Genomic DNA, 20,017 nt, shown 5'->3' on the forward strand with positions numbered 1-20,017 from the left:
ACAGGCTCAGGTCGGCGACTGAAAACCATATCAGATCAGCCGAGCGGCCGCCTGCGATCAAATGACTGAACCCGGCACGCTGGCCTTGAGGTGCTTGCGGTTGTCCTTGGCACCTGCCACGGTCAGTGCATCGGCTTCGGCCTCAGTGATGGGAAAGCGCTCACCCACCAGCACGGCGACTGACATGCGCAGTTGTTCATCGGTGACGATCTCGATTTCCGGTCCCATGGCGTCGATACGAAGCGTGTCGCCAATCAACGTGCAGTGTGGGGTGTTTTCTTCGATTTCGATAGGCATGGTGTGATGCTCCAGGGCTGATGGTGGTTGTGACCGCAGGGGGCTGCAGGATGCTCAATGCAGGCGCCCGATGGGCACTTTGCGCACTGACTGGGGGTCAATCGCTCAGGAGTCGCCGTTTGAAGTGGAACACCACGCATGGAATTGATCTGGGAAGCCGTAGAAGCTGAATTCGCCGACATCACCGATGTGCAGGAGGTGGTTCGCATCCTCGTGCGCTTGATGATGGCCGCGCTGCTGGGCGCGGTGCTGGGCTTCGAGCGTGAGCACCGAGGCAAGTCAGCCGGCGTGCGTACACACATGCTGGTGTCGCTGGGCGCGGCCTTGTTCGTGCTTGCGCCAAGCATGGCCGGCGCCGACGAGCAGGCACTGAGCCGGGTGATCCAGGGGATCGTGGCGGGGATCGGCTTCCTGGGGGCGGGCACCATTCTCAAGGGTAACGGCAAGGACCCCAGCCATGTCAAAGGCCTGACCACCGCTGCGGGGCTGTGGATGACCGCCGCCATCGGCACGGCTGCCGGCATGGGGCGCGAAGCCACCGCGCTGATCAGTACGGTGCTGGCGTTACTGGTGCTGGGCACGATGCCGCTGTTGGTGGGTAAGGTCGAGGGGCAGAACGAGGAGAAGCAACATGAGGAGGGGGGCAAGAAGCACTAAGGGGAGCCGAAGCTCCCCCCAAAGCGTTGTTGCCTGCTCTTTTTTATTATTGAGGCCGGCCTTTTGTTGTTTTTGTAGGCCTGCCTTGATGTCGCGGGTGACCCCCATCCGGGATCAAGAGCAAACGTATTTTTTTGAGCGCTGAACTGCTTTTACCCAAAGGGTCCGATCTGACTGTCGCCACCTGGCGGTGGTTTTGTTGTTCTGTGTCAGTTCGCGGGGCGAGCCCCTGAAAAGCCTGTCGACTCCAAAAAAATCTGCTTGCTGCGCCTCTGCCGTGTTGTTCTTGTTATGTCAGAGCCGTTGCCTGTTGTTTTTATTGGTTTCGCGTTTTTCTTGTTCTTGTACCAAAGATATAGCAGGTGCCGTGCCAACTTTTGAAAAGCCTTTTAAATCAATGATTTATGAAAATTGGTGGATGCTCATCAGGCAGCGCGACGGTTTATCTGTTTCCCTGTTACCCGATATTTCGCCCCGCGATGTGGGGCCGGTAACACTCACCCACACTCATGTGACACCTTAATGAAATTCATTGTGCCCGACGTGCTCGGGCCACACGCGAGCCGTTGACCCGGCCCAGGACATCGCTGATGCGCTGGCCGGCAACAATCAAGCGTTCGAGGTCGATGCCGGTTTCGACGCCCAGGCCCTGCAATAGGTACACGAGATCCTCGGTAGCCACGTTGCCCGTTGCACCCTTGGCATAGGGACAGCCGCCCAAGCCCGCCACGGAACTGTCGAACACACTGATGCCTTCGAGCAGGCTGGCATAGACGTTGGCCAGTGCCTGGCCGTAGGTGTCATGGAAGTGCCCGGCCAATTGCTTGCGCGGAATCACATCGGCCACGGTTTCGAAGAGCCGTCGAGTAGCCCCGGGCGTTCCGGTGCCCAGCGTGTCGCCCAGCGACACCTCGTAACAGCCCAGCTGATACAGGGCGCTGGCTACAGGGGCGACTTGCTCGGCGCTGACACTGCCTTCATAGGGGCAGCCCAGCACGCACGACACATAACCGCGCACGCGCACGTCGTGGCGCTGGGCAGCCTCCATGATCGGTTCGAAGCGCTGCAGGCTCTCGCTGATGGAGCAGTTGATGTTGCGCTGCGAGAACGCCTCGGTTGCGGCGGCGAACACCGCCACTTCCTTGACCCCGGCGGCCACTGCAGCTTCAAAGCCACGCATGTTGGGCGCCAGCGCCGCGTAGGTGACCCCGGGCTGCTGCGCGATGGCGGCGAACACCTCGGCAGAGCCGGCCATTTGCGGCACCCATTTGGGCGAGACGAAGCTGCCGACTTCGATATAGCGCAGCCCGGCGTCGGCCAACGCATCGACCAGGCACACCTTGTCGGCGACGCTGATCGGTTGGGCTTCGTTCTGCAGGCCGTCGCGCGGGCCGACTTCGACTACGCGCACAGTGGTGGGGATGGACATGGATAAGCTTCCTGTCAGCGTTTGTCTGGAGTGTTCAAGGTGGCCGCCAAGGCTTGCTCGCAGCGTTCCTGGGCGGTGTCGAGTTCCAGTTGCATCTGGTGGATGTCGAGCATCTGCTGCTCGAGCTGAGTGCGCCGCTCGGCAATCTTGGCGAGCATGCTGTTGAGTTGCTTGAGGTTACCGCTGCTGGGATCGTACAGCTCGATCAGCTCGCGGCATTCTGCCAGTGAGAAGCCGATGCGCTTGCCGCGCAGGATGAGCTTCAGGCTGACTTTGTCACGAGCTGAGTAGATACGTTCCAGGCCCCGTCGCTCCGGGCTGAGCAAGCCCTGTTCTTCGTAAAAGCGGATAGCGCGGGTGGTGATGTCCAGCTCGCGGGAAAGGTCGGAGATGCTGTAGGTCTGGCTGCTCATGCGCGGGCTCGAGGGGTATGGATGACGGTATCCTGAAGCCAGCTTGACGTATACGTCAAGTCAGCGGCGGCGCTTATCGGGCTTGCACCGAGCGTCGGTAGGCATTGGGCGTCTGCCCGCTCATGCGCTTGAAGAAGCGGGCGAAGTAGGTCGGGTCGCTGAAGCCCAGGCTATCGGAAAGCTGACCGATGCTCATGCGGCTGTAGGCCAGGTTGCGCCGGGCTTCGAGCAGCAGGCGCTGATGCACGACCTGCAAGGCGCTTTGCCCGGTGAGGGTGCGGCATAGTTGGTTGAGTTGCAGGCTCGAGACGTTCAGGCGCCCGGCCAAGGCCTCGACCGACAGGTGCTCACGGTAATGCGCCTCGACCAGGCGCAGGTAGGCGCCGAGCACCTGCCGGTCGCGCTCATCGCGGGTCCGCGGTGCCTGACCTGACTGCTGGCGGCGACTGATCCACACCATCAGTGCGGTCATCAGTGATTCGAGCAGCGTCGCCCGTGCCGGCGCGGTGCCCTGGTACTCATGCTGCAAGGTTTCGACCAATGCGCGCAGGCGCGCTCGGTCCTGGCCCAGCGGATAGCAGGCAGCCTTTGCCAACACGCCAAGCGGCGCCCCCAGCCGCTGTTCAAGCTCGGCCACCAGCGCTGCGCCAAACGTCAGGACATGCCCCTGGATATCTTCGCTGAAGCGAAAACCATGCACCGTGAGTGGCGGCACCACCTGGATGGCCGCCTCGGCGACGGTGCTGCGCACGCCTTCGATTTCCACCTCGGCCTGCCCGCGTTGCACGTGCAGCAGTTGAAACAGCTCGGCGTGCTGATGCGGCTTGATTTCCCAGCGATGCGGGCGACTGCGCGCATGAATGGGCTCGCAATGCAGCAGGTCCGTGCCCGGCCAGGGGTGGTTTTCGCCGTAGAGCTGAAACAGCGGCACCTTGCCTAGAATGGATTTCATGGAGGTTGGCCTGTCCGTTAATCGAACCATTTTTGTAAAAGTGCAGGTTTAACCGGAAAAAGCGCATTAATTGGGCCTTTGTCGTCAGTAAAAATGCAAGCACGAACACCCACGAGATAACAACAATGAACACTCAGGTTGCAATCATTGGCGCAGGTCCGTCCGGGCTGCTGCTCGGCCAGTTGCTGCACAACGCTGGCATTGACACTGTCATTCTCGAGCGCCAGAGCGCTGACTATGTGCTGGGCCGCATTCGTGCGGGCGTGCTCGAACAAGGCACGGTCGATCTGCTGCGCGAAGCGGGTGTCGCCGAGCGCATGGACCGTGAAGGCCTGGTTCATGACGGGGTAGAGCTGGTGCTGGGCGAGCGCCGGCAGCGCCTGGACCTCAAGGGGCTGACCGGCGGCAAGACGGTGATGGTCTACGGCCAGACCGAAGTCACCCGCGACCTGATGCAAGCGCGCGCCGCCAATGGCGCAGCGATCCTGCATGACGTCAGCGATGTGCAGTTGCATGAGCTCAAGGGCGGCAAACCGTACGTGACCTTCGAGCACGCCGGCCAACGCCGGCGCCTGGACTGCGACTACATTGCCGGGTGCGACGGCTTCCATGGCGTGTCGCGGCAGAGCATTCCGGCCGGGGTGCTGCAGACCTACGAGCGGGTCTACCCATTCGGCTGGCTCGGCCTGTTGTCGGACACGCCACCGGTCAACCATGAACTGATCTACGCCCATCATGCGCGCGGCTTTTCCCTGTGCAGCCAACGCTCGCAGACCCGCAGCCGCTATTACCTGCAGGTGCCGTTGGGCGAACAGGTGGAGGATTGGCCGGACGCGCGTTTCTGGGCAGAGCTCAAGGCGCGCCTGCCCGCTGATGTGGCGCAGCGCCTGGTGACCGGCCCGGCGCTGGAAAAGAGCATTGCCCCGCTGCGCAGCCTGGTGGTCGAGCCGATGCAGTACGGCCAGCTGTTCCTGGTCGGCGATGCTGCGCACATCGTGCCGCCTACAGGTGCCAAAGGGCTCAACCTGGCGGCCTCTGACGTCAACTATCTGTACCGGATCCTGGTCAAGGTCTACCGCGAGGGGCGCACCGACCTGTTGCAACAATACTCGCCGATGGCCTTGCGACGGGTGTGGAAGGGCGAGCGCTTCAGCTGGTTCATGACCCAGTTGCTGCACGACTTCGGCGAACACAAGGATGCCTGGGACCAGAAGATGCAGGAGGCCGATCGCGAGTATTTCTTGTCCTCGCCCGCCGGTTTGGCCAACATTGCCGAGAACTACGTTGGGTTGCCGTACGAGCAAGTGCTGTAGCGCGCCGCCAGGGCGCGAAGCGCTCGTGCAGGCGACCCACAGCTGCCACCCCGCGCAAGGAAGCCGCCGATGCTCCGCTACGCTGCCGCGTCCATCTTTATTCTCTGCCTGGGCGCCGCCGCGCTGCCGGCCTGGGCCGACGGGCCAGGGCTAGCCATCGCGCCTGAGTCGCAATCGGGCTACCGCAGCGGCCTGGCGCCAGTGCAGGGCAAACGGCACATGGTTGCGGCTGCCAATCCTCTGGCCAGCCAGGCCGGACGGGCCATGTTGCGTGCCGGTGGCAGCGCCATCGATGCGGCGATCGCCATGCAGATGGTGCTGACGCTGGTCGAGCCGCAGTCCAGCGGGATCGGCGGCGGCGCTTTCATTCTGTACTGGGACGGCCAGCAGGTTCAGGCCTATGACGGCCGCGAAGCGGCACCGGCTAGGGTCAGCGAGCGCTTGTTCTTGCAGCCCGATGGCTCGCCCATGGCCTTTCGCGACGCCCAGATCGGCGGGCGATCGGTCGGCGTGCCGGGCGTGTTGCGGGCCTTGGAGCTGGCCCATGAGCAGCACGGCAAGCTGCCGTGGAGGGTATTGTTCGAGCCAGCGATCAAGCTGGCCCGTGAAGGCTTTCCCGTGTCGCAACGCCTGCACACCCTGATTGCGCAAGACCGCTTCATCGCCAGCGCGCCGGTCATGGCTGACTACTTTCTGGACGAGCAAGGGGCGCCGTTGGCCGTTGGCACGCTGCTGCGCAATCCCGCGCTTGCCGCTACCTTCGAACACATCGCCGAGCAGGGCGCACAGGCGTTTTATCGAGGCGAGATCGCCAGCGCCATGGTGGCGGCGGTGCACGCCCACGCCAACCCAGGGCAGCTGTCGCTCGACGACCTGCAGCAGTACGAGGCCAAGGTGCGCACGCCGGTATGCGCCGTCTACAAGCGCTGGAACATCTGCGGCATGCCGCCGCCCTCTTCGGGTGGGGTCAGCGTGTTGCAAACCTTGGGCATACTAGAGGCCTTGCAGCGCCAGTCGCCCGCGCATGATCTGGCCAAGCTGGCGCCTCAGCCGATTACCTCGCCGGCGGGGTTCGAGCCTGCGCCGCAGGCGGTGCACCTGATCGCCGAAGCCGAACGCCTGGTCTACGCCGACCGCGCTCAGTACCTGGCCGACAGCGACTACGTAGCAGTGCCGGTCAAGGCCCTGCTCGATCCGGCTTACCTGGCTGAGCGTGCCCGGCAAGTCGGCGCGCGCAGCATGCAACGCGCCAGCCCTGGCACACCGCCCGGTGCAGATCTGGCCATGGCCCCGGACCGCTCGCCGCTGCGCATTGCCACCTCGCACCTGTCCGCCGTCGATGACCAGGGCCAGGCCTTGGCCATGACCACGTCGGTTGAATCAGCCTTTGGTGCGCATGTGATGATCGGCGGCTTCTTGCTCAACAACCACCTGACGGACTTCTCGTTCCTGCCTGAGGAAAACGGCCGGCCTGTGGCCAATCGGGTCCAGCCCGGCAAGCGTCCGCTTTCGGCGATGGCACCGACGCTGGTGTTCTCGCGCAGCTCCGGCGAGTTGCTGGCCAGCCTCGGGTCACCGGGAGGGTCACAGATCATCGGTTATGTGAACAAGGCGCTAATCGCGCTGCTGGACTGGCGGCTGGACCCCCAGCAAGCGGCCAACCTGCCCAACTTCGGCAGCCGCAACGCCGGCACGGAAGTGGAGACAGGGTTGATCAGCCCTGCGCTGATGCGTCAGCTGGCAGCGCGCGGACACCCGGTCACGCCCATGGTGATGACCAGTGGCATGCAGATCATTCAGCGTACCGAGCAGGGCTGGGAGGGCGGTGCCGATCCAAGGCGTGAAGGCGTGGCGCTCGGCGATTAGCGAACGCACGTTGCCGGGCCGACAGCGCCATGGTAGAAGTCGCGCTCGCCATTCGAAAGATGAATACCCAGATGTCCACCAGCGTTAAATCGAATAGAGCTCTGTTCGACCTCGACCTGCTGCGCGCGATCGTCGTCGTGGCCGACTGCGGCAGCTTCACTACCGCGGCGGCCCGGCTGCATTCGACCCAGTCCACCATCAGCCAGAAAGTTCGCAGGCTCGAAGACATGGTCGGCCACCGCCTGCTGGTGCGCGGCAATCGCGATGTATTGCCCACCGACGCCGGGCAGACACTGCTCGGCTATGCCCGCCACATGCTGGCGCTGAACGACCAAATGCTCGAAGCCCTGGCCGGCGCCATGGTCGGCGTCACCGTACGTTTGGGCGTCCCTGAGGACTTTGTCGGCGGGCGCACCACCAACGCACTGTCGGCATTCAGCCGCCAGCATCCGCAAGTCAAGCTGGAGGTCACCAGTGGCCTGTGCCGTGACCTGAGCCAGGCCTTCGACAATGGTGAGCTTGACCTGGTGCTGCTCAAGCAACGGCGCAACAGCCGCGAGGGCGTGGCCTGCTGGCCTGAACGCTTGCAGTGGATCGACAGCGCGCGACTCCCGGCCTTCGAGCTCGACCCGGTCCCGCTGGTGACGTTCCCACCGCGAGGCCTTTACCGCGAAGACATGATCAGCGCCATCGAAGGCATGGGCCGGCGCTGGCGCATCAGCTTCACCAGCTCCAGCCTCAGCGGCATCCAGGCGGCGGTCGCCGATGGCATGGGCATCAGCCTGCTGCCGCCGCGCGCGGCCAGCGGCGAACACCGGGTGCTAGGCGCGCAGCAGGGCTTGCCGGAGGTGAACAGCTACGAGATCGTGATCGTGCACAAGCCGACCGCCGATGCGATGGTCAAGGCGCTGGCCGGGGTGATGACCGAGTTGCTGGCAGGTGGCGGGATCTAGCCGGCATGCGCTTGCGCGCTTCCAGGCTGCAGCGCATCAGAAGAAATTGCGCTGGGCCTTGAGCGTAACCACGCTCTCGCAGTAGGCATTGATCCCGGCGTAGGCATCGCAGCCGCCGCCGCTGAGGTCTGAGTTGCTGTAGATCAGGTTGAGATCCAGGCCCAACCAGGGCCGTGACAGCTCCAGCGACCAGTCAGAGAAGCCACTCACGCGGCTGCCATCGCCGATGGTGAACGGTGTGCCCAGGCTGTGGTGAGCGACCTTGACGGTGAGGTCGACGTCAAACAGCGGCAGCCGGCCGAAGTCGGCGAAGAGAGTGCCGGTGCGGTTGTCGGGATTGTCGCGCCAGGCGCCGCCGAAGCGGCTGCCCATCACCGAAATACCGCCATACAGTGCGTAGCTGTCTGCATCCGTGAGCTTGGGCTGGCTGTAATGAATCAGGCCGACCTCATAGCCCAGGGTGCTGTCGAAGTGGTGCTTGTAGCCGAGGTAACTGTCCAGGCGCAGGGTCGAATCGGGCGTCATGCCCATGCTTGGGGCATATTGGCCGATGTACCAGCCGCTGGGGTGGCTCAGGTCAAGGCCGCCATGAAAGGCGCCGACCGCACTCGGCGAGATCAAGCCCTGCGCCATGCTGCGCGAGGGCGTGGTGCCGAGTTTGAAATCGAAATCGCCAAGTTGACGTTGGATTTGCTGCGCATGCAGTGCCGGGCTGCAAAGGAAGGCCGCAGTCAGCATCAGCAGTGGCCTGGTCATGGTCACCGTCCTGGAAGGCTTGCTCTTGAGCGCTCGAGCATACCTGCGTCGGCCACCGCGGCGCTACCTGTGCCGGTCGCCACGCGACCGTTGGCGCTAGCCGCCAGGCGCCGACGCGGTTGTTCAGCCTTTGATGGCCAGGTCGGCTTCGGCCGATTCGGTGACCACTTGCTGACTGCCCGAGCGCTCGATCACGCGTTTGTGCAATTCATATTGATCCAGTGACAGCCCGCGCCGCTGCAGCGACTCCAGCTGCAATTGGCGGGTTTCTTGCGCGGTGTAGGGGCGCAATTCGGGGTGGTTGGCGCAACCGGTGAGCACGGCAAGGGCGGTAGCGGTCAGGGCAGCGAGCAGCAAGCGGGCCGTGGCGGTCATCGGGAAGCTCCAGAAAGGGTGTATGTTTCGATGGAGCTAGAATATTGATTGCCTGCCTCGCTTAGAAATTGGTGCTGTCGATAGTGACTATCGAGCCTGCTACCCCCTGGGCGAGCCTGAGAACAACAGCCAAGGAGCAACGCCATGAACATCATCAATGCCCGCCTGCGGGGCAAGCCAGGGCTGTACCGCATCGAGGTGCAGGGCCAGCGCATCGCCGCCATCGTGGCCCAGGGCGATGGCGCGGCGCCTGGTGCACCTGGCGACCTCGATGCCCAGCAGAACCTTGTGGTGCCGCCGTTCGTCGAGCCGCACATTCACCTGGACGCCACGCTGACGGCCGGCGAGCCTAACTGGAACATGAGCGGCACCTTGTTCGAAGGCATTGAACGCTGGGCCGAACGCAAGCAACTGACCACCCACGAGGACATCAAGGCACGTGCTACCAAAACCATCGGCATGCTGGTGGACCATGGCATCCAGCACGTACGCACCCACGTCGATGTGACCGATCCCAGCCTCACCGCACTCAAGGCCATGGTCGAAGTGCGCGAGCAGGTGCGCGATTGGGTCGACGTGCAGATCGTCGCGTTTCCCCAGGAAGGCATCGAGTCATTTGCCAATGGCCGCGCCTTGATGACCGAAGCGGTGGCCATGGGCGCCGATGTGGTCGGCGGCATCCCGCATTTTGAGAACACCCGCGATCAAGGCGTGTCGTCGATCAAGTTCCTGATGGACCTGGCCGAGCGCACCGGCTGCCTGGTCGATGTGCACTGCGATGAAACCGACGATCCGCAGTCGCGCTTTCTCGAAGTGCTGGCCGAGGAGACGCGGGTGCGCGGCATGGGCGCGCGCGTCACCGCCAGCCATACCGTGGCCATGGGCTCCTACGACAACGCCTACTGCTACAAGCTGTTCCGCCTGCTGAAAATGTCGGGAATCAACTTCGTGTCCTGCCCGACCGAAAGCATTCACCTGCAAGGGCGCTATGACGGCTACCCCAAGCGTCGCGGCCTGACCCGCGTCGCCGAAATCGACCGCGCCGGGATGAATGTATGCTTCGGTCAGGACTCGATCGTCGACCCGTGGTACCCCTTGGGCAACGGCAATATCCTGCGCATCCTCGAAGCCGGGTTGCACATCTGCCACATGCTCGGTTACGAAGACCTGCAGCGCTGCCTGGACCTGATCACCGACAACAGCGCCCGCACGCTCAATCTGGGCGAGCGTTATGGCATCGAAGTGGGCCGCCCGGCCAATCTGCTGCTTCTCTCGGCGCCAGATGACTACGAGATGGTGCGTAGCCAAGGTCATGCGCTGGTATCGGTGCGCAATGGCCAGGTGCTGATGCGCCGTACGCCGGCGCATGTCGAGCGGTTGGGCTGAGGGTGGCGTTGAGGCGTGATTTTGTTGACGTCAGTTTTTCATCACTGGCGTCGCAGAGCATGTGGATTTTGGTTGTCAGGCCGCTGCGACTGCGGCCTAAAGCGTGATCGGCAGGCTCGTCAGACCGCCTTTTTTTCCCGGCGCCAGATGAAGCTCGGGTTGCACGTACTGCGGCTGGTCGATCATCCAGGCTTGAGGATCGATCGAGCCTTGCTCATTCAATCGCAGGTGCAAGCGTTTGAGCATCTGATCGAACGTCCCCTGGTTTCGCCAGCCCCGAAATCGATGATACACCGTTGATCATGGGCCAAATCGATCCGGCATATCTCGCCAAGTAGCACCAGAGCAGAGCCACCCAGAGCACGCCATCGAGCATCAAGCGGTTGCTCCGAAGCGGTCGCCCCCGGCCATGGGTTTCGATGAAAAGATTGGAGACCACAACCCAGGCGTCGTCCGAGAATTCGTACCGCTTTGCCATTACAGAATTCCTTTCCGTAGATGGCGGCGAACCCCACAGAATTTCAGCTTCCAAGGGGCGTCGATTCAGGTTCCCGGGATTTCGTACAGAACCTAGACTCTGACGTGATAGTCGTTTAGTCGATGCAAAAGCGGCAGCCGGCCAGGCTACTATTGGCGTTCCTTTTTCCTGCCTTGCCCACCCAGGTTCGCACTCTTCAAGTCATGGACCGCTGAGCGCAGTCGTCGCGCCCTGACGCAGCGCCGTTCAGCCCTGTAAAAGCAGCTACCCAATCGGATCCTGCCCCAGCACCTTGCTCAACGCCACCCGCGCATCTTCCAGCTGCACCAGCGCCGCATGCCGCGCGCCGAGGGCGTCACCGTTCTGGATGGCGGTCAGAATGGCCTTGTGCCGGGGCAGGGCCAACTCGTCGAAATTGGGGCGCTGGTTGGAGTAGCGCACCGATTCACGCAGCGCCAGCGACAACATGTTGCACAGATAGGCGAGCAGGTCGTTGTGCGTGGCATCGGCGATGCGGGCATGGAAATCCAGGTCTGGCTGCAGGCGCTCTTCATGGCTGCGAGCGGCTTCCATGCGCTGGTAGGCCTCGCTGATCGACTCGACGTCGGCAGGGCTGGCATTGGTCGCCGCGAGCGCGGCGGCGGCTGGCTCGATGACCCAGCGCACGCTGGAGAGGGTGTGGAAGAACTCCTGCTGCGGGGTGGCCTGCATCAGCCAATGCAGCACATCGGGGTCGAGCATGTGCCAGTCATGGCGCGGACGCACCAAAGTGCCGACGCGTGGGCGAGCCTCGATCAGGCCTTTGGCGGTCAGGGCGCGCATGGCCTCGCGGAACACCGGCCGGCTGATCGCGTAGGCTTCACACAAGCTGGCTTCGGCAGGCAGCTTTTGCCCGGGCTGCAGCTGCCCGGAGACGATCTGCAGGCCCAGGTCCTGGACCAACGTGGCATGCATGCTTTTGCGCTTGGTGGGCTGGCGGTAATTCATGTGCGGCGTTGGCGGTCCATCGGAGCGGGATCGGCATCATAGCATCACTGCCTGGCGGGGCGACCGCTTCGCCTGCCGGGGCGGGCGAAGCAGGGCGCTGAGGCGCTCAATGCGAGTGCTTGGGCACAGCCGAACCGCGGCAGCCGACCAGAAAGTCGAAATCGCACCCTTCATCGGCCTGCATGACGTGGTCGAGGTACAGCTTGGCGTAGCCGCCGCTGATCAACTGCGGCGGCGCTTGCAGGTCGGCCAGGCGGCCGGCCAGTTCCTCATCGCTGACCTCAAGGTGCAGGCGCCCCGTTTGGCAGTCGAGTTCGATCCAGTCGCCTTCGCGCACTGCCGCCAGCGGGCCACCGGCGGCGGCCTCCGGCGCCACATGCAGCACCACGGTGCCATAGGCGGTGCCGCTCATGCGCGCATCGGACAGCCGAACCATGTCGGTGACGCCTTGGGCCAGCAGCTTGGCGGGCAAGCCCATGTTGCCGACCTCGGCCATGCCGGGGTAGCCCTTCGGCCCGCAGTACTTCATCACCAGCACCGAGTTGGCATCGACGTCCAGGTCCGGGTCGTTGATGCGGGCTTTGTAGTCCTCGAAGTTCTCGAACACCACGGCACGGCCACGGTGACGCATCAGCGCCGGGGTGGCGGCCGAGGGTTTGAGCACCGCGCCCTTGGGCGCCAGGTTACCGCGCAGGATGCAAATCCCGCCGTCTTCCACCAGCGGCTGGTCGATCGGCCGGATCACTTCTTCGTTGTACAGCGGTGCAGCTTGGCAGTTGTCCCATAGGCTCTTGCCGTTGGCGGTGAGTGCCTCGGGGTGGGGCAGCAGGGCGTGCTCGCCCAGCCGACGAATCACCGCAGGCAGGCCGCCTGCGTAATAGAACTCTTCCATCAGGAAGCGCCCGGATGGCTGCAGGTCGACCAAGGTCGGCGTGCCGCGACCGACCCGGGTCCAGTCTTCGAGCTGCAGGTCGACGCCGATGCGCCCGGCAATCGCCTTGAGGTGGATCACCGCGTTGGTCGAGCCGCCGATGGCGGCGTTGACCCGGATGGCGTTTTCGAACGCTTCGCGGGTGAGGATTTTCGACAAGCGCAGGTCTTCGAAGGCCATTTCGACGATGCGCATGCCGGACAGGTGCGCCAATACGTAACGGCGCGCATCCACCGCCGGGATCGCCGCGTTGTGTGGCAACGAGGTGCCCAGCGCCTCGGCCATGCAGGCCATGGTGGAGGCGGTGCCCATGGTGTTGCAGGTACCGGCCGAACGCGACATGCCAGCTTCGGCCGAGAGAAATTCGTTCAGGTCGATCTGCCCGGCTTTGTACGCCTCGTGCATCTGCCAGACGATGGTCCCGGCACCGATGTCGCGGCCCTTGTGCTTGCCGTTGAGCATCGGCCCACCGGTGACCACGATCGCCGGCACGTCACAGCTCGCCGCCCCCATCAGCAGCGCCGGCGTGGTCTTGTCGCAGCCGGTGAGCAATACCACGGCATCGACCGGGTTGCCGCGAATGGCTTCCTCGACATCCATGCTGGCCAGGTTGCGCGTCAGCATGGCGGTGGGGCGCAGGTTGGACTCGCCGCTGGAGAACACCGGGAACTCCACGGGAAAACCGCCGGCTTCGAGCACGCCTTTTTTCACGTGCTCGGCGATTTTGCGAAAGTGCGCGTTGCACGGGGTCAGCTCGGACCAGGTGTTGCAGATGCCAATGATCGGCTTGCCCTGGAACTCATGGTCCGGAATGCCTTGGTTCTTCATCCAGCTGCGGTACATGAAACCGTTCTTGTCGGCGGTACCGAACCATTGGGCCGAGCGCAGGGGGCGTTTGGGATCAGACATAGCAGTCACCTTTATTAGTATTACTAATTGTCGTTATGGGCCAAATGTAACTACAAAAAGCGCCGGTGTGAAGGGTTGTCGTTTTAAATAGTATTACTATATGATCTGGCCACCGCGCTGGAGCTCCCCCGTGGAGACCCCAGCCATGTGCTGTCCCCACTACAAGAACAATCGGAGACTTCGCCATGATTCAGGAGCAGCGGCTCGTCCGCCTGATCACGCTTAAACTCATCCCCTTCCTGGTCCTGCTGTACCTGGTGGCCTATGTCGATCGCTCGGCCGTGGGCTTTGCCAAGCTGCACATGGGGGCCGATATCGGTCTCGGCGATGCGGCCTATGGCATGGGTGCCGGGCTTTTCTTCATCGGCTACTTTTTTTTCGAGGTGCCCAGCAACCTGATGCTCGACCGCTTCGGCGCGCGCCGCTGGTTCGCCCGCATTCTGCTGACCTGGGGTGCGATCACCATCGGTATGGCGTTCGTCACTGGCCCTAACGGCTTCTATGTCATGCGCTTCTTGCTCGGCGCCGCCGAAGCGGGCTTCTTCCCCGGCGTGCTGTACTACATCACCCAGTGGTACCCGGTGCGTCATCGCGGCAAGATCCTGGGCTTCTTCATTCTTTCGCAGCCGTTGGCGATGCTGGTCACCGGGCCGCTGTCCGGGGCTTTGCTGGGCCTTGATGGCAACCTGGGGCTGCATGGCTGGCAGTGGTTGTTCATCTGCATCGGTACCCCTGCCGTGCTGCTGGCCTGGCCGACCTTGCGCCTGCTGCCTGACGGGCCGGACAAGGTGCGGTGGCTGACCGACGCGCAACGCAGTTGGCTGCAAGCGCAGCTGGCCAACGACCTGCGCGAGTTCGGCCAGACCCGGCACGGCAACCCGCTGCACGCCTTGAAGGATGGTCGGGTGCTGTTGCTCGCACTGTTCTACCTGCCGGTGACCCTGAGCATCTACGGCCTGGGCCTGTGGTTGCCCACACTGATCCACCAGTTTGGCGGCAGTGACCTGATGACCGGGTTCGTGTCCGCAGTACCGTACCTGTTCGGCATCATCGGGCTGCTGATCATCCCGCGCAGCTCCGACCGCCTCAACGACCGCTATGGGCATCTGGCGCTGCTCTATGCCCTGGGTGCGCTGGGCCTGTTCCTCAGCGCCTGGCTGAGCGTGCCGGCGTTGCAACTGGCAGCCCTGTGCCTGGTCGCCTTCGCGCTGTTTTCCTGCACCGCCATCTTCTGGACCTTGCCTGGACGCTTCTTTTCCGGCGCCAGCGCAGCAGCCGGCATCGCCCTGATCAACTCGATCGGCAACCTCGGTGGTTACCTGGGTCCGTTCGGCATCGGCGCGCTCAAGGAGCACACCGGGCAGCTGTCCTCGGGTTTGTACTTCCTGGCTGTCGTGATGCTGTTCGGGCTGGTGCTGACCGGGGTCGTCTACAACCGCCTGGAGCGCCGTCAGCGCCTGGCATCCGATAACATTGCAACCGACAAGCGAGCTCAAGCATGCGATTGATCCAATTCGAAACCGCCGCCGGTCAGCGCCGGGTCGGCGTGGTGGAGGGCGAGCGCGCCCTGGAAATCTGCGGTGTCGACACGACCCGCGAACTGGCGCTGCAGGCCATCGCCGCCGGGCGTGACCTGGCGGCTCAGGTGCAGGTGGCGGGCCTCGGGGAGGTGCACGATTACCTCGCCTTGCTGGCCGCGGGGCGGGTACTGCCGCCACTGGACCATGCCGACCCGGCCCATTGCCTGGTCACCGGCACTGGCTTGACGCACCTGGGCAGCGCCGCCACCCGCGACAAGATGCACCAGCAACAGGCCGACGGAGCAGTCACCGACAGCATGCGCATGTTCCAGTGGGGCCTTGAAGGCGGGCGTCCCGCTGCGGGCGAGCAGGGCGCACAGCCGGAGTGGTTTTACAAAGGCGATGGCGGCATCGTCGTGCGCCCTGGTGCCGACCTGCCGCTGCCAGCGTTTGCCGAAGACGCCGGTGAGGAGCCTGAGCTGGTGGGCCTGTACGTGATCGGCCCATGTGGCACGCCGTTTCGACTGGGCTATGCCCTGGGCAACGAGTTTTCCGACCATGTGATGGAACGGCGTAATTACCTCTACCTGGCCCATTCCAAATTGCGTGCCTGCAGCTTCGGTCCGGAGCTGCGCCTGGGCGCGCTGCCGGCGCACCTGGAGGGCCGTAGCCGCATCCTGCGCGACGGCCAGGCGCTATGGAGCAAGCCGTTTCTGTCCGGCGAGCAGAACATGTGTCACAGCTTCGAGAACCTTGAGTTTCATCATTTCAAGTACCCCCAGTTCCTGCGCCCTGGCGATGTGCACGTGCATTATTTCGGCACCGCAACGCTGTCGTTCGCCGACGGCATTCAGGCGCGGCCCGGGGACACTTTCGAAGTCAGCCTAGATGCCTTCGGTCAGCCCCTGCGCAACGGCATCGTCGCTGCCGAGCAGGCCCTGCGCCCCGGCCAGGTGAAAAGCCTATGAACCTTCAAACCTCGCCACAGGAGACAGCCATGTCGGGAAGCAATTTCATTGGTGGCCGCCGCAGTGCCACCGGCAGCGTGCGGCTGCAGAGCCTCGATGCGCACACCGCAGAGGCACTGCCAATCCAGTTCACCCAGGCAACGCCCGAAGAGGTCGATGCTGCCGCCCGCGCTGCCGAGCAGGCGTTCGTTGAATATCACAGCCTGGCGCCAGAGCGCCGTGCCCAGTTCCTCGACGCCATCGCGGCCGAGGTCGATGCGCTCGACAGTGCTTTCATCGACACGGTATGCCGCGAGACCGCCTTGCCCGCCGCGCGTATTCAAGGTGAGCGCAGCCGCACCAGCAACCAGCTGCGGTTGTTTGCCCAGGTGCTGCGCCGCGGCGACTACCTGGGCGCACGCATCGACACGGCGCTGCCCCAGCGTCAGCCGCTGCCACGCCCGGACCTGCGCCAGTACCGCACCGGCGTCGGTCCGGTGGCGGTGTTTGGCGCGAGCAATTTCCCGCTGGCGTTCTCCACCGCCGGAGGCGATACCGCCGCGGCTCTGGCCGCCGGTTGCCCGGTGGTGGTCAAGGCGCACAGCGGCCACATGGCGACCGCCGAATATGTGGGCGAGGCGATTGAGCGTGCAGTCGTCTCCACGGGCATGCCGGCAGGTGTGTTCAACATGATCTTTGGTGCCGGCGTCGGTGAAGCGCTGGTGCGGCATCCGGCCATTCAGGCGGTAGGCTTCACCGGCTCGCTCAAGGGCGGGCGCGCCTTGTGTGACCTGGCTGCCGCGCGTGCGCAGCCGATACCGGTGTTCGCCGAGATGAGCAGCATCAATCCGGTGGTGGTCCTGCCGGCTGCGTTGCAGGGCAGGGGCGAGCAGGTGGCCAGCGAGCTGGCGGCGTCGGTGGTGCTCGGTTGCGGGCAGTTCTGCACCAACCCAGGATTGGTGGTCGGTATCGCCAGTCCGGCATGGTCAGCCTTCGTTACCGCCTTGTGCGCCCGCATGGCTGATCAGCCGGCCCAGACCATGCTCAACGCTGGTACCCTGCGCAGCTACGCCACGGGCCTGGCGCGTTTGCACCAGCATCCGGGCATCCGCCATCTGGCCGGTGCGCAGCAGAGCGGCGAACAGGCCCATGCGCAGGTGTTCCAGGCCGATGTGCACCTGTTGCTCGAAGGCGACGCACTGCTGCAAGAAGAAGTGTTCGGGCCGACCACGGTGCTGGTCGAAGTTGCGGATGAACAGCAACTGCGCCTGGCCCTCGAGGCGCTGCACGGCCAGCTCACGGCGACGCTGATCGCCGAGCCCGCCGACCTCGAGCAATTCGCGGCGCTGGTGCCGGTGCTTGAACGCAAGGCGGGGCGGTTGCTGGTCAATGGCTACCCGACCGGTGTCGAAGTCAGCGAGGCGATGGTGCACGGTGGGCCGTACCCGGCTACCTCGGACGCGCGTGGCACCTCGGTGGGCACGTTGGCCATCGACCGCTTCCTGCGGCCTGTGTGCTACCAGAACTACCCCGATGCGCTGCTGCCGCCGGCCTTGCGCGATGGCAATCCGCTGGGCCTGTTGCGCCTGGTCAACGGCGAGCATACTCGCCAGGCGCTGGCCTGACGCTGGCGGCCCTTGTGCGACAAGGCGCGATTGCGCAAGGGCCGCTGCAGACAAACGAGCAACTCCTGCGCACCTGTGAGAGGATGTCCACCACCCCAGCCAGGACCCCGAACGCAGCCTGATGAAGACACCAAAACGAATCGAACCACTGATCGAAGATGGCCTGGTCGACGAAGTACTAAGGCCCCTGATGAGCGGCAAGGAAGCGGCCGTCTACGTGGTGCGCTGCGGTGCCCAGGTGCGCTGCGCCAAGGTCTACAAAGAGGCCAACAAACGCAGCTTCCGCCAGGCAGCCGAGTATCAGGAAGGGCGCAAGGTGCGCAACAGCCGCCAGGCCCGGGCCATGGCCAAAGGCAGCAAGTACGGCCGCAAAGAGGCCGAAGATGCCTGGCAGAACGCCGAAGTGGCGGCGTTGTTCCGTCTGGCCAGTGCCGGCGTGCGCGTACCCAAGCCCTATGACTTCCAGGACGGTGTGCTGCTGATGGAGCTGGTCACCGACGCCGACGGCGATGCGGCCCCGCGCCTGAATGACGTGCACCTGGATGCCGATCAAGCGCGCGAGTACCACGCCTTCGTCATCCGCCAGATCGTGCTGATGCTCTGCGCAGGCCTGGTGCATGGTGACCTGTCCGAATTCAATGTGCTGCTCGGCCCTGACGGCCCGGTGATCATCGACCTGCCGCAAGCAGTGGACGCGGCGGGCAATAACCACGCGTTCAGCATGTTGCAGCGCGACGTGGCGAACATGGCGCATTATTTCGGCCGCTTCGCACCCGAACTTAAGACCACTCGCTTTGCCGATGAAATGTGGGCGCTGTACGAAGCCGGCGAGTTGCGTGCGGACAGCCCACTGACCGGCCAGTTCGAGGATGACGCCCAGGCCGCCGACGTCGCCGGTGTGATGCGCGAGATCGACGCCACCCTGCGCGACGAAGCACGCCGCAGGGCCGCGCGTGATGAGGCCGAGCATGGGTCAGGCAAAGCCGAGGAACCGACGCCGCCGTGGTTGCAGTGAGGCGGTGAGGACGGTGGCGTTTTGCAAAAGCCTTCTTGCGTCTGCGACAAAGGCAGCTGGCGGCTGTTGCCTTTGACGCAAGGCACTATCTCGTCATTTGGCCTTTTCACTGGCCCGCTACAGGCATAAGGTATACGCCGTTCAAATTCCCTGGAGCTGTCATGTCCAACCGTTTCCCCTCCGTTCGCCCACGCCGTCTGCGCCAGAACGAGTCCCTGCGCACGATTTTCCAGGAAACCGAGTTTCGCCTCGAAGACTTGATCCTGCCGATCTTCGTCGAGGAAGGCATCGATGACTTCGTGCCGATCACCAGCATGCCGGGTGTCAACCGCATTCCGGAGAAACGTCTGGCCCAGGAGATCGAGCGTTACGCCCGCGCCGGCATCAAGTCGGTGATGACCTTTGGCGTTTCCCACAACCTCGACGCCACCGGCAGCGACACCTGGAACGAGAACGGCCTGGTGGCGCGCATGTCGCGCATCTGCAAGGACACCGTACCGGAAATGGTGGTGATGTCCGACACCTGCTTCTGCGAGTACACCAGCCATGGCCATTGCGGGGTGCTGCATGACCACGGCGTGGACAACGACGCTACCTTGGCCAATCTGGGCAAGCAGGCGGTGATTGCCGCTGCCGCAGGTGCCGATTTCATTGCTCCTTCGGCGGCGATGGACGGTCAGGTCCAGGCCATCCGTAGCGCCTTGGACGGCGCCGGTTTCCATGACACGGCGATCATGGCCTATTCCACCAAGTTCGCCTCGTCGCTGTACGGTCCGTTCCGCGAAGCTGGCGGCACCGCGCTCAAGGGTGATCGCAAGAGCTACCAGATGAACCCGATGAACCGCCGTGAAGCGGTACGCGAGTCGCTGCTCGATGAGCAAGAAGGAGCCGATGTGCTCATGGTCAAGCCGGCCGGTGCCTACCTGGACGTGATTGCCGACATTCGCGCCGCGTCGCGCTTGCCGCTGGCGGCGTATCAGGTCAGCGGCGAGTACGCCATGATCAAGTTCGGCGGCCTGGCGGGTGCGATCGACGAGGGCCGGGTCATGCGCGAGAGCATTGGCGCGATCAAGCGCGCCGGGGCCGATCTGATCCTGACCTACTTCGCCATGGACCTGGCCCGCGACGGTATCTGACCGCCGCCTGGCCCTGCGCTGTAGCAGCAGCGCAGGGCTGTCATCGACCCTTGTGCCGCGCGTGCGGAACCG

Annotated in this window: 18 protein-coding genes and 1 pseudogene; 10 read left to right on the plus strand and 9 right to left on the minus strand. The window is 64.0% G+C overall.

The features are described from left to right. Positions 1-57: 57 nt before the first annotated feature. On the minus strand, positions 58-297 hold the full coding sequence (locus FS665_RS02750) for a DUF3203 family protein (protein WP_145182999.1): 240 nt from the start codon (positions 295-297) through the stop codon (positions 58-60). Positions 298-435: 138 nt separating this feature from the next. Here FS665_RS02750 and FS665_RS02755 point away from each other — a divergent pair, with 138 nt between their 5' ends. Continuing rightward, positions 436-954, plus strand: coding sequence for an MgtC/SapB family protein (locus tag FS665_RS02755; protein ID WP_145183002.1), 519 nt, complete (start codon positions 436-438; stop codon positions 952-954). Between the two features lie 529 nt (positions 955-1,483). On the opposite strand, the gene FS665_RS02760 is transcribed toward FS665_RS02755, so the two are convergent. The 3 genes from FS665_RS02760 to FS665_RS02770 all read right to left on the minus strand — a co-directional run bounded on the left by FS665_RS02760 (position 1,484) and on the right by FS665_RS02770 (position 3,748). Beyond that, complete coding sequence (locus FS665_RS02760) at positions 1,484-2,383, minus strand: hydroxymethylglutaryl-CoA lyase (RefSeq protein WP_145183004.1); 900 nt, start codon at positions 2,381-2,383, stop codon at positions 1,484-1,486. Positions 2,384-2,397: 14 nt separating this feature from the next. Further along, positions 2,398-2,796, minus strand: a complete 399-nt coding sequence (locus FS665_RS02765; protein WP_145183007.1) for a MerR family DNA-binding transcriptional regulator — start codon at positions 2,794-2,796, stop codon at positions 2,398-2,400. A 73-nt stretch (positions 2,797-2,869) separates the two neighbouring features. After that, entirely contained in the window at positions 2,870-3,748 is an 879-nt protein-coding gene (locus FS665_RS02770; protein WP_145183010.1) for a helix-turn-helix domain-containing protein, read from the minus strand. Positions 3,749-3,873: 125 nt separating this feature from the next. On the opposite strand from FS665_RS02770, the gene pobA reads away from it, so the two are divergent. The 3 genes from pobA to FS665_RS02785 all read left to right on the plus strand — a co-directional run bounded on the left by pobA (position 3,874) and on the right by FS665_RS02785 (position 7,880). Continuing rightward, positions 3,874-5,061, plus strand: a complete 1,188-nt coding sequence (gene pobA, locus FS665_RS02775) for a 4-hydroxybenzoate 3-monooxygenase (protein WP_145183013.1) — start codon at positions 3,874-3,876, stop codon at positions 5,059-5,061. Between the two features lie 69 nt (positions 5,062-5,130). Continuing rightward, positions 5,131-6,927 (plus strand): gamma-glutamyltransferase, encoded by a 1,797-nt coding sequence (ggt, locus tag FS665_RS02780; RefSeq protein ID WP_145183016.1) that lies wholly within the window; start codon positions 5,131-5,133, stop codon positions 6,925-6,927. 71 nt (positions 6,928-6,998) lie between these two features. Then, the gene (locus FS665_RS02785) at positions 6,999-7,880 is read left to right on the plus strand and encodes a LysR substrate-binding domain-containing protein (protein ID WP_145183019.1); all 882 of its coding nucleotides are present in this window, start codon (positions 6,999-7,001) and stop codon (positions 7,878-7,880) included. A gap of 36 nt (positions 7,881-7,916) precedes the next feature. On the opposite strand, the gene FS665_RS02790 is transcribed toward FS665_RS02785, so the two are convergent. Together FS665_RS02790 and FS665_RS02795 are read right to left on the minus strand one after the other, a co-directional pair. After that, positions 7,917-8,636 carry a TorF family putative porin gene (locus FS665_RS02790; RefSeq protein ID WP_145183022.1) on the minus strand — a complete coding sequence of 240 codons (720 nt, stop codon included), beginning with the start codon at positions 8,634-8,636 and terminating at the stop codon, positions 7,917-7,919. Positions 8,637-8,759: 123 nt separating this feature from the next. Then, a complete protein-coding gene (locus FS665_RS02795) occupies positions 8,760-9,011 on the minus strand; it encodes a hypothetical protein (protein WP_145183025.1) in 252 nt (83 codons plus the stop codon). 144 nt (positions 9,012-9,155) lie between these two features. On the opposite strand from FS665_RS02795, the gene codA reads away from it, so the two are divergent. Further along, positions 9,156-10,397, plus strand: coding sequence for a cytosine deaminase (gene codA / locus FS665_RS02800; protein WP_145183028.1), 1,242 nt, complete (start codon positions 9,156-9,158; stop codon positions 10,395-10,397). A gap of 43 nt (positions 10,398-10,440) precedes the next feature. On the opposite strand, the pseudogene FS665_RS02805 reads toward codA, so the two are convergent. The 3 genes and pseudogenes from FS665_RS02805 to FS665_RS02815 all read right to left on the minus strand — a co-directional run. After that, positions 10,441-10,875, minus strand: a pseudogene (locus FS665_RS02805) (IS5 family transposase); the annotation flags it as partial. Positions 10,876-11,139: 264 nt separating this feature from the next. Continuing rightward, positions 11,140-11,862 carry a FadR/GntR family transcriptional regulator gene (locus FS665_RS02810; RefSeq protein WP_145183031.1) on the minus strand — a complete coding sequence of 241 codons (723 nt, stop codon included), beginning with the start codon at positions 11,860-11,862 and terminating at the stop codon, positions 11,140-11,142. Between the two features lie 106 nt (positions 11,863-11,968). Next, complete coding sequence (locus tag FS665_RS02815; RefSeq protein ID WP_145183034.1) at positions 11,969-13,702, minus strand: IlvD/Edd family dehydratase; 1,734 nt, start codon at positions 13,700-13,702, stop codon at positions 11,969-11,971. A gap of 185 nt (positions 13,703-13,887) precedes the next feature. On the opposite strand from FS665_RS02815, the gene FS665_RS02820 reads away from it, so the two are divergent. From FS665_RS02820 to hemB, 5 genes are all read left to right on the plus strand, one after another. After that, entirely contained in the window at positions 13,888-15,210 is a 1,323-nt protein-coding gene (locus tag FS665_RS02820; RefSeq protein WP_145183037.1) for an MFS transporter, read from the plus strand. Then, on the plus strand, positions 15,201-16,190 hold the full coding sequence (araD1, locus tag FS665_RS02825; RefSeq protein ID WP_145183040.1) for an AraD1 family protein: 990 nt from the start codon (positions 15,201-15,203) through the stop codon (positions 16,188-16,190). Before FS665_RS02820 ends, araD1 begins: the two co-directional genes overlap by 10 nt. After that, positions 16,187-17,794, plus strand: coding sequence for an aldehyde dehydrogenase (NADP(+)) (locus tag FS665_RS02830; protein WP_256674904.1), 1,608 nt, complete (start codon positions 16,187-16,189; stop codon positions 17,792-17,794). The genes araD1 and FS665_RS02830 overlap by 4 nt, the downstream gene beginning before the upstream one ends. Positions 17,795-17,915: 121 nt before the next feature. Next, positions 17,916-18,809 carry a PA4780 family RIO1-like protein kinase gene (locus tag FS665_RS02835; RefSeq protein WP_145183046.1) on the plus strand — a complete coding sequence of 298 codons (894 nt, stop codon included), beginning with the start codon at positions 17,916-17,918 and terminating at the stop codon, positions 18,807-18,809. 161 nt (positions 18,810-18,970) lie between these two features. Next, positions 18,971-19,945 (plus strand): porphobilinogen synthase, encoded by a 975-nt coding sequence (gene hemB, locus FS665_RS02840; protein ID WP_145183049.1) that lies wholly within the window; start codon positions 18,971-18,973, stop codon positions 19,943-19,945. The last annotated feature ends 72 nt before the right edge of the window (positions 19,946-20,017 follow it).

Origin of the sequence: Pseudomonas sp. URMO17WK12:I11 (assembly GCF_007677725.1) — a bacterium.
Taxonomy (GTDB): Bacteria; Pseudomonadota; Gammaproteobacteria; order Pseudomonadales; family Pseudomonadaceae; genus Aquipseudomonas.